Source organism: Planctomycetaceae bacterium (genome assembly GCA_041398785.1).
Classification (GTDB): Bacteria; Planctomycetota; Planctomycetia; order Planctomycetales; family Planctomycetaceae; genus JAWKUA01.
On sequence record JAWKUA010000020.1, the window covers coordinates 72,261 to 83,929 of the forward strand.

The following is an 11,669-nucleotide window of genomic DNA, read 5'->3' on the forward strand; positions in this document are numbered from 1 at the left end:
AGTTGTATTGAAACTGAAAGCGATGCTGAATCATCGCACTCCAAAACAAGGCCTGCTTCAGGCGTGGAAACATCAAGCAGAAGCTCTGGCCAACCGACTTCCTGAGTCTGATTACGAATGACAAGCTTCTCGGAGAGGTTCGCGCGTCGAGCCGCGGACACACAAACCTTGAACAGTTGAAATCACATCCAGGACCCTTCATTCCGGGAATCGTTGTCTGACCGCTTTGCTCGCCTGAGCTGACGGTTGAATTACTCATGCTGACCGAACCACAACAAGCCGCCGAATTGCTGAAACTGCTGGGCGATGACACCGCCGAAGCCGTGCTGGCCCACCTGCGCCCGGAACAGGCGGACGCTCTTCGCGGATTGCTGGGACAGCCGGCGAAATCAAGTCTTCGTCCGGCTCGCAAAGCGGAACTTATCGACAACTTCGAACGCTTCTTTCAGTTCGCACTGAAGAACGCGCCGCGAGGACCGAAGCTGTTTCAGGAAGATGAAGACTCGCGGCGGACGCCGGCGAAACTGACCGGCGATCCGCTGACCGATCTGGCGACGTTAAGTGTGCATCAGATCTCCCAGGCCCTGGAAACCGAACAGCCGCGGACAGTGGCAATCCTGATGAGTCAGTTGCCGCCGCAGCTTTCGGCGGAGGTGCTGGGACTGTTGCTCAGCGATCACCGAAGCGCGGTCGCCAGGGAACTCGCACGGGAACTGGAAGCTCCCAAGCTGCTGGTCGAACGCATCGCGCGAGCAACGTACCAGCGCGGAGTCACGCTTCCGGCGGATCCGCCCGACCGGCGCGATCGCGTGGACCGGCTGAGCGAAGTCATGCGAGCCGTGCCCAAGAAGTACCGACGCGAAATGATGACCGCGATCGAAGAGGAAGACGAAGAACTCAGCCAGGCGCTGATGAAACGCCTGTACCGATTCGAAGACCTGGTGAACCTGGAACAGCGAACGATTCAGCAGATTCTGGGCGAAGTCGACGGCAACACACTGACCACCGCGCTCTTTAAGGCGGACGAAGACGTGCTGGAAGCGATCATGGGCAACCTTTCGCGACGAGCACGGCAGACAATCGAAGAAGAACTGGAGTTTCAGACTCAGGTACCGGAGGCACGAGTCATCGCGGCCCGCGAAGCCGTCGCGGCCGTGATCGCCAAAGTGGATTCAGAAACGGAATAGCGGCGGCCGGGGGTCACATTCCGGGACGCTGCGGCCACCTCGGATGAATCATCATTGACCAGCGGACAAAGAATGATCGAGTAGTTCAGGACCGAGGGTCACGCCGCACTGCCTGCCAGGCAATCATGTCATGACGACAACAATCACATTTCGACGCAGCCCCGCGACATTGTTGACTCGCGGCGGGACACCGGTGACGGAACTGCCACCGGTAGCGGCAGCGGGTGCGACGTCAGCGGCCGAGCGCAATGCCGCGGCGCGACTGGCGGAGCAGCAGCGCGAACTCCGGGAATTGTTCGGACAACTCGAAGAAGCGATTTCGGACGTTCGACAGCAACAACGAAACTCACTGCAGGAACTTCAACAGGCAGCGGTCGAGCTGGCCGTTGGCGCCGCTTCGTGGCTGGTTTCCGCGGCGATCGATCGAGATCACTTTGCCGTTGATGAACTGGTCTCTCAGGCCATTCAGCAACTCGGCGGCGGCGAAAAGGTGCGAATTCAGCTCAACCCCGCCGACGTCAGACTGTTGAAACAAATACTGGAACAGGACGGAGCGCCGGTCTTCGGCGATGACGTGGAAATTTCCGAAGACGCGACTTTGAAACGAGGAACGTGCCGGGCGGAGTCACCGAAAATGACCATCGTCGCGGACTGGGAAAAGCGATTGCAGGACATTCGCACTTCATGGATGGAGAGTCTTGATGACGCTCAGGTTGAACGTCGAGCAGATGACCCGGCTGGCCGGGGATTCCGCCGCTTTCCGGACCGTCGGGAAACTGCGTAGCGCTCGAGGGCTGCTGCGAGCGTCCCTGCCGGCATCGGTAGGCGAGACGTGCAGCATCACTCTGGCGTCCGGCAGGCGTCTGACGGCGGAAGTTGTCGGTTTCGACGAAAACGAATCACAGCTGATGTGCTTCGACAGCACTCAGGGACTGCAGCCGGGACTCGTCGTCGAGGCTCTGGGCCGCAAACGCGCGGTACCGGTCGGCTTTCCGCTGCTGGGGCGAGTCATCGACGGCATCGGTCGACCGATGGATGGCCTGGGGCCCGTTCGCTGCACGCGCAGCCGCCCCGAAACATCCAGCGTCCCGGCAGCCATGGAGCGCCGGCGCATCACGGAGCCGCTGCAGACGGGTCAGCGTGTAATCGACGGACTGCTGACGATCGGCCGCGGACAGCGAGTCGGTCTGTTCGCCGGCAGCGGCGTCGGCAAGAGCACACTGCTGGGAGAAATCGCCAAGGGTGCCAAATCCGACGTCAACGTCATCGCGCTGGTGGGTGAACGAGGTCGTGAAGTTCGACCGTTTATCGAAGATTGTCTGGGCCCGGACGGTGTGCAGCGCTCTGTCGTCGTCGTCGCGACTTCCGATCAAACGCCGTTGATGCGAATCAAGTCTGTTCTGACGGCAGTTACCATCGCCGAAGACTTTCGCGATCAGGGAGCGGACGTGCTGTTCTTTCTGGACAGCCTGACGCGACTGGCGATGGCTCAGCGCGAACTGGGACTGCTGCTGGGTGAACCTCCGGGAAGCCGTGGATACCCGCCGTCCGTGCAGTCGCTGCTGGCGTCGGTGCTGGAACGTCTCGGCGCCAGTCACAGCGGCACGATTACCGGACTGATTACCGTCCTGGTCGAGGGCGATGATCTGGACGAACCCATCACGGATGCGGCCAGGTCAATTCTGGACGGCCATGTCGTGCTCAGTCGGGAACTCGCCTCGCGCGGGCACTTTCCCGCCGTGGATGTTCTGGGAAGCATCAGCCGGCTGTTTCGCGAAGTCACGTCCGGAGAACACCAAAGCCATGCCGGAAAGGTCCGCAATCTGATGGCGACGTATGCAAAGATGGAAGACCTGATTCAGATCGGCGCCTACAGGCAGGGAACGGCGCCGGATGTCGACCGGGCCATCCGCCTGATGCCGGCAGTCAGGCGATTCCTGCAACAGTCCGTCCAGGAGCACTCAAGCTGGTCCGAAACGGTTTCCCAGTTGGCAACACTGGGCAAAGCCTGGGACACATAAAGCACACGTCGAACACCACCTTTGCTGTGTCAGCAATCTGAAATCTCAAATCTGAAGTCTGAAATCTGAAATCTGAAATCTGCCTCCCATGAAACGTTTCACCTCACGCATGGATTCTCTTCGCCGTGTTCGGCAGCAGACCGAACAACTGGCGAAGATGACCGCTGCGCGATGTCAGGCGGACAAGGCGGCGGCGGATCAGCATCTGCAGGCAATCACTGACCAACTGCAGATGCTGCAGGCGGACAGCGTTGCATCCGTCGGCGGGGTCGTGACCGGATCACTGATGAACACCCTCTTGGTAAGAATCGAACAATGCCGGCAGCAGCTGACGGCTGCGAAACGGCAGCAGACAGATGCCGAACAGAACCTGCAGCGAGCTGTCACCGACTACCGAACGGCCAGATCGCAGCGACAGATTGTCGACCAGTTGATCGGTCGACAGCAGGCGGAACATCGCCGTCAGCAGTTTGTCGGTCAGGAACACATCGCCAGCGAACTCGCATCGCAGAGATTTCACCTTCGCGAAACGGAAGCCGCGCAGGAGGCTAAGTCATGAAAAAGATGATCGGACTGTTGCTGTATGGCCTGGTGATGTTCGGCGTCGCCGCCGGAGGAGCCTGGTTTCTTCGAGCGAAGCAGGCTGATTCCGCGCCGGATGCCACGGCTGCCGCCAACGCCGATCCGGACGACGTTTCCTCACTGTTTCCGGAACCCGATCCGCTGCTGGCTCCGGAAGTCAGTCCCAAAGACGATCTGCTGCCTGTTGCCGTACGGCCGCAGGCGATGAGCGTTGAGGAAATCGTGCGCTACGGTCTGGGACTGAAGACTCGCGAAGAATCGATGCGAAAACGCGAAGAAGCCCTGCAGCGCGCGGAATCGCAGCAGCGGCTGGTTCTGGCGGATATCGAAGGCGAACAAAAGCAGATCGAAGGACTGCTCGCTCAGGCCCGTGACCAGAAAACCGCCGCCGAGGAGCTGCTGCAGAAGGTCTCCGCAGAACGAAAGAAGATGGAAGCGGAACAGGCTGAAGCTGCGAAGAACGCACCTGCCAGTACCGGATCTCCCGCAGCCGTCGACGCGGACAAGCAGGCCAATCTCAAGGATCTGACCGAAGTCGTTCAGGGAATGAGCCCGGAAGGCGCGGGAGGCATCCTCAGGGAATGGGCCAACAACGGAAAAGCAGACATCGCCGTGCAGATCCTGTCGAACCTGGAAGAACGCAAGGCCGCATCCATTCTGGATTCCATGAAGGACGAACAACTCGTGGGCGAGCTGCTGGAAAAGTTCACAGAACTGCAGCGGCCTCCGAAATCACCGAAAAAGAGATAACGAAAGGCGACAAGTGGTTCGGTGGCCGGTGGACCAATGTGGGTCACCACCTTATCGCGCAACAGCGGATTCGGCGCGCAACAGCGGACGTGAAAATGGAAATCGGAACATCCGGCCGAACTGACATCGCCGGAAATCGAGTACGAGGAACGGAATCATGGACACTCTGGAGGTTGTGGAAATTGGCCGCGATCTGCTGATCACCGCGTTGTGGCTGGCCGGCCCGGCGGTGGTGGTGAGTCTGATTGTTGGCCTGACCGTCAGCCTGCTGCAGACCGTCACCAGCGTTCAGGAGCAGACGCTGTCGTTTGCTCCCCGCATTGTGGCGGTGCTGGTTGTGATTGTCGTGGCGCTGCCGTGGATGCTGCAGCAGTCATCTTCGTTCACGCTGCGAATGATGGAACGCATGATTCAGGTGACTCAATGATTGAATCCCTTGTCATCACGACGGTGCTGGTCCTGTTTCGGGTAGCGGCGTTTGTGGCGTTTCTGCCGCCGCTGACCGGGAAGAACCTTCCCAATACGGTGAAGATCGGCCTTGTGGTCGCGCTCACGGCGCTGCTGGCTCCCCAGTACGCGGGCGTCGCGGCGCTGCAGTTGCAGTCGGTGTCTGAAGGCGCCGCAGCGTGGCTGCAGATCGGATTCCTCGCCGCTCGGGAAACTGTGCTGGGAGCCGCGATGTCGTGGCTGTTCGGATTGTTTCTGGTCCCCGCGCGAATCGCGGGAGCCTACATCGCTCAGGAAATGGGACTGACCATCGGACAACTGGCTTCACCCACCGACGATCAGCCGACCAATGTGCTTTCGCAGGGACTGGAGGCTCTGGGCGTTCTGCTGTTCTTCGCGCTGAACATCCACCACATGATGTTTTTTGCACTCGGAAAGTCGTTTGTGACTCGACCGCTGCTGCAGGACTGGACGATGCCTTCCTGGGAAGCGGTGCTGTATTCGGTCACACGAGTCGAACATCAGGCGTTTCTGATGATCGCGCCGATTGGAATTCTGCTGTTTGTCACGTCGCTGACGTTGCTGGTCACAATGCGGACCGCTCCGCAGTTCAACTTCATGTCCTACGGAATGACTCTACGACTGATTGGCGGCATGGTGGCAATTGCCCTGTTTCTGCCGGAACTGATTTCCACGATGCGGCACTTCCTTCAACAGGCGGGTACGGAGAACTGGATTTGAATCTCGATGCGGCACATCCGACAGACGCGAACGGCCCCGTCCGCCGTTTGCAATCGTCGCTTCCTGACGAACAGCGGGTGGCCCTTGGTGACTACCCGGGCGGTTCGCACCCGTTCAATCGCCGAATGATCTCGAAACCAACTGACACCAAAACCTGAAACTCAATGGCAGACTTTGAAATATAACGGAACAGAAGCACCAACGCCTCGCCGCAGAGAAAGCGCAGGGACGGACAGACTGTGCAAAGTCCGGACGTCTCAGCGGCATTCGCACTGGTCGCTGGGTGTCTGTTCCTGATGTGGTACGGCGGAAGTCTGGGAGAGGCATTTTCCAACAGCTTTCGAACCTGGCTCCGGAAGGCTCCGGCGACTGACTGGACGGATCTGCATACTCAACTGGGTGCCCGCTGGATGTCCGCCGAACTGTTCTGAACATCTGCGGCGGAATGCTGCTGGTGCTGATGAGCGTGGGACTGCTGATCGGATTCGGGCAGGTGGGATTTGTGATTTCCTTTCGAAGCATGGAAGTCAACTGGGAAAAGCTTTCTCCGGTGAAGGGACTGCAGCGAATCGTTTCCGGAGAATCGGCGGTTCGCGGACTGCTGGGAGCCGCCAAGGTTTCGTTTCTGCTGGTCATCGCCACGTCCATTGTCTGGTATCGCCGCGACGAGCTGTCTGCCCGCAACTTCGGAAGTGTCAGAGAAGTGCTGGAATTCGGCTGGAATCTCGGCCTGACAATCTGCCTTGCCATGGCGATGGCCGCGATGCTGCTTGCAGCGGTGGACTATTTCGCCAGGTGGTTCCGGCACGAGACGAAGCTGAAGATGACTCGCGAAGAACTCAAGAACGAACAAAAGGAAGAAACGGGTGACCCGACAATCAGAGCCGCTCAGAGGCGTCGGCAGCGGGAAGCGCTCAAGCAGCGTTCCGTTGCGGATGTGCCGCAGGCAACTGTGATTCTGACCAACCCGACTCACCTGGCAGTCGCGATTCGATATGAGCAGGGACGGATGCCGGCGAATGAGTCGTCGCCAAGGGTGCCGGGCACCGCAAAGAACATCGTGGCGTTATTGGAAAGAAGCACCGCATACCGGTGCTGGAAAGAAAGCCGCTGGCCCAGCGCTGTTTGCGCGCGTGGCGGTCGGTCAGAGTTGGTCGAATTCTTCCGGCGCCATTGCCGAAATTCTGGCACAGATCTACCGAATGAAGCGACAGGCGGCGTAACGCACAGTCAGTCAATTGAAACCAGAGATTTGAAACTATCGCGCAGGGAGGCGATCAATGGACATTTCCACTGTCATCGGACTGGTGCTGGCCATCGCACTGGTGCTGGGTTCCATCATGATCGGGGGCGGGCTGGGAGCGTTCATCGACGTTCCGTCGCTGATGATCACCGTCGGCGGCTCGATCGCCGCCGTGCTGATCAATTTCCCACTGAAGAAGGCGTTTAGCGCGTTCTCCGTTGTAAAAAAATGCTTTTTGTCAAAGCTGCCGACTCCGCCGGAAGTCATCGGCCAGTTCCGTGACTTCGCCACAACCGCACGTCGGGACGGATTGCTGGCTCTGGAATCGGAAATGGAGAACATCAACGACCCGTTCCTGAAACGAGGTCTGGAACAGGTCGTCGGCGGGACGTCGAAGGAAGACCTGGCGTCCGCACTGGAAGTCGAAGTCGGTTACATCGAGCAGCGGCACACCTCCGGCAAGAAGATTATTGATGCCGTAGCCGCGGCGGCTCCGGCATTCGGGATGATTGGAACTCTGATCGGGCTGGTGCAGATGCTGAAGACTCTCGACGACCCCAGCCAGATCGGCGGCGGGATGGCGGTAGCTCTGCTGACGACGCTGTACGGAGCCGTCATCGCAAACATGTTCTGCATTCCCCTGGCCGGCAAGCTGGAAGTTCGCAGTCAGGAAGAAGTCATGATTCGCGAATTGATGATCGCCGGCCTGGTATCGCTCGTCGAAGGCCACGCTCCGCGAGCGGTCGAGGAACGCCTGATGTCGTTCCTGGCTCCCAAGCATCGAGTCGACGCGACGACTCAGCAGGCCGCATAGTGGATTACGGTTGCAGTCTCGCAGGAGGAGTAAACCATGGCAAAAAAAGACTGCTGTGGCGGGTCAAGCGGTGAGATTCCCGCATGGTTCATGACCTACAGCGACGTGATCACGCTGCTCATGACGTTCTTCATTCTGTTATTGACGTTCGCCAGCAGCGAACCGGAGGAGTTCGCACAGTTTCAGGTCGTGGCCTTTGGCGGCGGCGGCGGCAGCGGTGCCATCGGCGAGAAGGATGAACTGCTCGACAAGGATGCCGTTGTCCTGCGTGACCGTCCCGCCAACGCACGCCGCACCACGCGGGGAGCCGAAACACCGCCGCTGCAGACCGACCCGGCTCAGGTATCGCTGGCGCGCGGATTGAAATCGCTGCAGGAAACGGACGATCTCGCTGACGCTGAGCGAGTCCGCATGGAGACATCGCTGGCCATCCTGCGTGACGCCGGTGGAAATCCCACCGCGCAGGCGATTCAGCAGATGCGAATGCTGTCAATTCAGATGAAACACCTGCCGCTGAATCTGCAGTTCTGCGTCGGCGACAGGAACGACGCGGACTTCTGCGTCGATCTGGCGCTGTCGATGATCGAAAATTACGGAGTCGATCCCGGCAGAATCAGTGTCAGTGTCGCCGGAGAAGACAAGACTCGCGCCGGCAAGCTGGAAATGCTGATCTCTCGGGAAGAGGACGCATTTTAGTGCTCCGCCAGACTTTGAGTTCGCGGTTGATCGTCATTTCCGCGCGGGCGGGAATGACAAACCTCTGTACTCAGCTCTGACGGGGCATGAGACCTCAAACAAACTACGAATTTGGAAATAAGGCGACTCGTCGCCGCTTTCCGTTTCACTGAATCGGCGATTTCCGTTGATTCGAACGACAGCCCGGAATTCGACAACTGCCTGAATTGACGACGCACCATGGCCAGAAAGAAGAAATGCCCATCCGGCCCGAACAACGGGTATCTGATTTCCTTCGGTGACACGATGACCGCGCTGCTGGCATTTTTCATCGTGCTCAACTCGCTGGCGGAAGAACAAAACGGAGCAGCGCTGCACGCCGGTACAGGATCATTCATGGAATCCGCAAGCCGGTTCGGGCTGCCGGGAAGTATTCTCAATCAAAAATCGAACCAGCCGTTTCAGCTTACGAATACGTCACCAAAATTCGTCGTGCCCGACGAAGACAATCGGGAATCCGAATCCGCCGGCACCGGTCCTGATGACGACCCTGATGACCGGCGAATCATTGACCGCCAGAAGGAGGACTTTCATCGATTTCTTCAGGAGGTCCGCCGCATCAATCACCTGACGCCGGAAGCCGGTGTCGCCGGGGAAGTCAGTTTCGATATCCTCGCTCGCCTGCCGAAGGAAGGCCGCCTGATGACCAACGATCTGAAGACTGCGTTGAACGGCATCGGGCCGATGCTGCGGCAGGCGGACTACGCCGTGGAAATCACGGTCTGGGCCACGACGCCTTCCAAATCCGCCTGGTCTCGCGCCGTGTCGCAGTCGGAGCAACTGATGAAGGAGACGGTCGAATACCTGAGGCTTCCGCCGTCTCAAATCGCTCGCCTGAAAGCATCCGCCCAGCCATGGATTTCAAAGACGGTCAAGCGGCCGACCGTCTCGGTCAAGCTGACGCGGCTCAAGCCGGCCGAAATGGTGCCGTGAGAAAAATGGTGCCATCCGGGAATGGGGGTGTTGCTGAAGGATCGGTCGATGAAGGCTTGCTGATGTTCGCCGACATTCCTGCGGAGACTTCGATCGAATGTGACGTTGCGATCCGACAACCTCGCATCTCCGGTTGTTGATGCCCGGAGGGCAGGCACAACGTCAGCCGGAGCCGACAGGCTCCGGAAGCTGGTGTCTCCGCGTCCGCAGGCCTGAAAGGCCGACACATGCACTGCGTTTAAGCATGTATCGCCCCTCCGGGGCTTTGGACAGGTATTCGGCATCTGACCGGTGGCTCACGCCACCGGCTGACGTTGTGTCGGCCCGCCGGGCCTGAAACGCTGTTCAATCAACAACCCCGTTTTCCGGATGAACCCAAAAATGGCCCCATAAAATAGTTCCGCCGAAAGCCCGTCCGCGGCAGGACGCGGCTGTCGAGATCGCGGTTCGGACGCCGAGAGAATCCGGACGTCACAGCGTTTAACGCCCTGCCAACGCAACATCCGATGGCAGACTGTGCGGGTTCTTCAGCTTTTTGCGGACAGCGGATGTGTGTATTCCGATAGAAACGTTGGGCGTTCGCGAATGTTCCGTCTGACACGAAATCGAACGCGACGCCGTGATGCCGGTCGTTCGCCATGAATGACACGATCCGAGATTGAACAAACGGTCAGTTGTGAAGGAGGCAGGGATGCCGAAGTCTGTAAACGTGCTGGCAATTGTCAGAGACGGCCACCGTTATGTCTTCCTTTACGACGACGACAGCATCGATTCCATACTGTCCACCCTAAGTCAGTACGCCAGCGATCCGGAATTGGATTTCACCTGGCACGACGCCGCCATTCTGGCTCAGCGAGTCCGCTGTCTTCGCGATCAGCGGGTGCCGGTGGAAAACTCGTCTCCGCTGTAGGAATTGCCTGTGCAGTCCGCGATTGCTTCCTTCCTGAACTACCTGCGCGTGGAACGCAATGCGTCGGACCTGACCGTAAAATCGTACGCAGACGATCTGTCGCATCTGGTCGAGTTCTTCGAGGAACAGAAGGGGCACTTGCCGCACCCGCGCGACGTCGATGTGGGGCAGCTTCGCAACTACGTCGCGTTTCTGCACGAATGCAACTACGCTCGCAGCACCGTTGCGCGGCGTCTGGCGTGCTTGCGGAGCTTTTTTCGGTACTGCAATCGCGAAGGGATTTGCGAAAGGAACCCCGCGAAGCCATTGCGAACTCCCCGCGCCGGACGCAGGTTGCCGCATTTTCTGACAACAGAGGAGGTCGGTCGCCTGCTGCTGATTCCTCCCGCCAACAAGTCTGACGGACTGCGTGATCGGGCGATTCTGGAAACCATGTATTCCGCCGGCCTGCGCGTCGCGGAAACGGTCGGATTGAATCTTCAGGACTGGGACCGCGGTGCGGGAATTCTGCGTGTGCTCGGCAAGGGCAGGAAGGAACGCATCGCGCCGGTCGGCAGTTTTGCCACGAAGGCTCTGGATCGCTGGCTGGAGGTTCGGCGGCCTGATCCCGACGCCCCCGCGAGCCAGCGCGACGCTCTGTTCCTGAACCGCTTCGGACGACGACTGACGACTCGCAGCATCGGAAGAATGCTGGAAAAGTACATCGCAACCGCAGGATTGGCGACACAGACGTCGCCGCACACTCTGCGGCACAGTTTTGCGACTCACCTGCTGGATGGCGGAGCGGACCTGCGCAGCGTGCAGGAATTGCTGGGACACAAGAGCCTGACGACGACGCAAATTTACACGCACGTCAGCACCAAGCGCCTTCGCGAAACCTATGAGAAGGCCCATCCTCACGCGTCCCGCCGGCAATCCGATTGACGCACGCCACTTCGTAATCGGCTGACACCCCACAAGCTGCGCCTCGCTGTGCGCATTTCACAACCGGCTCTCGCCCCGGCCGCTCTCCCGATGCCCGCGTCGCCCTCCGCTGCGCCCTGTGTATGGCGACGGCGCGCTCCCCTTCTGTCTCCGGCATTCTCACCCGGAGCTGTTCCGGACGTCGATCGTCGCATCGAGTCACGACTTCCGGCGACTCCCCTTTTTTGCGGAAATCGGCCGAATTTCAGACCTTCTGCAGCACCTGTGGTCTCCCGTCAACTGTTACCTTCATGCATGTCGATTTTTCGCGAAACTCCGGCACAATCGGCACAGATTGCCGTTTGACCAGAACCACTTATTCTGGTTATGCTTCTCAAGACTC

12 protein-coding genes and 1 pseudogene are annotated in these 11,669 nt (G+C 59.2%); all 13 read left to right on the forward strand.

The window, feature by feature from the left end; all coding sequences use genetic code 11:
- The first annotated feature begins 257 nt into the window (after positions 1 to 257).
- Positions 258 to 1,187: a FliG C-terminal domain-containing protein gene (locus R3C19_20790; protein ID MEZ6062788.1), complete on the forward strand. Its 930-nt coding sequence runs from the start codon at positions 258 to 260 to the stop codon at positions 1,185 to 1,187.
- A gap of 130 nt (positions 1,188 to 1,317) precedes the next feature.
- Positions 1,318 to 1,971, forward strand: coding sequence for a FliH/SctL family protein (locus R3C19_20795; GenBank protein ID MEZ6062789.1), 654 nt, complete (start codon positions 1,318 to 1,320; stop codon positions 1,969 to 1,971).
- Positions 1,889 to 3,208: a FliI/YscN family ATPase gene (locus R3C19_20800; protein MEZ6062790.1), complete on the forward strand. Its 1,320-nt coding sequence runs from the start codon at positions 1,889 to 1,891 to the stop codon at positions 3,206 to 3,208. The genes R3C19_20795 and R3C19_20800 overlap by 83 nt, the downstream gene beginning before the upstream one ends.
- Before the next feature lie 88 nt (positions 3,209 to 3,296).
- Positions 3,297 to 3,767, forward strand: coding sequence for a hypothetical protein (locus tag R3C19_20805; protein MEZ6062791.1), 471 nt, complete (start codon positions 3,297 to 3,299; stop codon positions 3,765 to 3,767).
- Complete coding sequence (locus R3C19_20810; protein MEZ6062792.1) at positions 3,764 to 4,540, forward strand: hypothetical protein; 777 nt, start codon at positions 3,764 to 3,766, stop codon at positions 4,538 to 4,540. Before R3C19_20805 ends, R3C19_20810 begins: the two co-directional genes overlap by 4 nt.
- A gap of 157 nt (positions 4,541 to 4,697) precedes the next feature.
- Positions 4,698 to 4,967: a flagellar biosynthetic protein FliQ gene (locus R3C19_20815; GenBank protein ID MEZ6062793.1), complete on the forward strand. Its 270-nt coding sequence runs from the start codon at positions 4,698 to 4,700 to the stop codon at positions 4,965 to 4,967.
- The gene (locus R3C19_20820; protein MEZ6062794.1) at positions 4,964 to 5,728 is read left to right on the forward strand and encodes a flagellar biosynthetic protein FliR; all 765 of its coding nucleotides are present in this window, start codon (positions 4,964 to 4,966) and stop codon (positions 5,726 to 5,728) included. Before R3C19_20815 ends, R3C19_20820 begins: the two co-directional genes overlap by 4 nt.
- 203 nt (positions 5,729 to 5,931) lie before the next feature.
- Positions 5,932 to 6,159 (forward strand): annotated as a pseudogene (locus tag R3C19_20825) (EscU/YscU/HrcU family type III secretion system export apparatus switch protein).
- 849 nt (positions 6,160 to 7,008) lie between these two features.
- The gene (locus tag R3C19_20830) at positions 7,009 to 7,785 is read left to right on the forward strand and encodes a MotA/TolQ/ExbB proton channel family protein (protein MEZ6062795.1); all 777 of its coding nucleotides are present in this window, start codon (positions 7,009 to 7,011) and stop codon (positions 7,783 to 7,785) included.
- A 36-nt stretch (positions 7,786 to 7,821) separates the two neighbouring features.
- Positions 7,822 to 8,481: a flagellar motor protein MotB gene (locus tag R3C19_20835; GenBank protein ID MEZ6062796.1), complete on the forward strand. Its 660-nt coding sequence runs from the start codon at positions 7,822 to 7,824 to the stop codon at positions 8,479 to 8,481.
- Between the two features lie 219 nt (positions 8,482 to 8,700).
- Positions 8,701 to 9,453 (forward strand): flagellar motor protein MotB, encoded by a 753-nt coding sequence (locus R3C19_20840; GenBank protein ID MEZ6062797.1) that lies wholly within the window; start codon positions 8,701 to 8,703, stop codon positions 9,451 to 9,453.
- Positions 9,454 to 10,144: 691 nt separating this feature from the next.
- Positions 10,145 to 10,363 (forward strand): hypothetical protein, encoded by a 219-nt coding sequence (locus R3C19_20845; protein MEZ6062798.1) that lies wholly within the window; start codon positions 10,145 to 10,147, stop codon positions 10,361 to 10,363.
- Positions 10,364 to 10,372: 9 nt separating this feature from the next.
- On the forward strand, positions 10,373 to 11,287 hold the full coding sequence (xerC, locus tag R3C19_20850; GenBank protein MEZ6062799.1) for a tyrosine recombinase XerC: 915 nt from the start codon (positions 10,373 to 10,375) through the stop codon (positions 11,285 to 11,287).
- Positions 11,288 to 11,669 lie beyond the last annotated feature (382 nt).

Excerpts from the sequence above, each read along its gene's own strand:
- R3C19_20790 (MEZ6062788.1), top strand. The coding sequence starts at position 258 with ATGCTGACCGAACCACAACAAGCCGCCGAATTGCTGAAACTGCTGGGC.
- R3C19_20795 (MEZ6062789.1), top strand. The coding sequence starts at position 1,318 with ATGACGACAACAATCACATTTCGACGCAGCCCCGCGACATTGTTGACT.
- R3C19_20800 (MEZ6062790.1), top strand. The coding sequence starts at position 1,889 with ATGACGCTCAGGTTGAACGTCGAGCAGATGACCCGGCTGGCCGGGGAT.
- R3C19_20805 (MEZ6062791.1), top strand. The coding sequence starts at position 3,297 with ATGAAACGTTTCACCTCACGCATGGATTCTCTTCGCCGTGTTCGGCAG.
- R3C19_20810 (MEZ6062792.1), top strand. The coding sequence starts at position 3,764 with ATGAAAAAGATGATCGGACTGTTGCTGTATGGCCTGGTGATGTTCGGC.
- R3C19_20815 (MEZ6062793.1), top strand. The coding sequence starts at position 4,698 with ATGGACACTCTGGAGGTTGTGGAAATTGGCCGCGATCTGCTGATCACC.
- R3C19_20820 (MEZ6062794.1), top strand. The coding sequence starts at position 4,964 with ATGATTGAATCCCTTGTCATCACGACGGTGCTGGTCCTGTTTCGGGTA.
- R3C19_20830 (MEZ6062795.1), top strand. The coding sequence starts at position 7,009 with ATGGACATTTCCACTGTCATCGGACTGGTGCTGGCCATCGCACTGGTG.
- R3C19_20835 (MEZ6062796.1), top strand. The coding sequence starts at position 7,822 with ATGGCAAAAAAAGACTGCTGTGGCGGGTCAAGCGGTGAGATTCCCGCA.
- R3C19_20840 (MEZ6062797.1), top strand. The coding sequence starts at position 8,701 with ATGGCCAGAAAGAAGAAATGCCCATCCGGCCCGAACAACGGGTATCTG.
- R3C19_20845 (MEZ6062798.1), top strand. The coding sequence starts at position 10,145 with ATGCCGAAGTCTGTAAACGTGCTGGCAATTGTCAGAGACGGCCACCGT.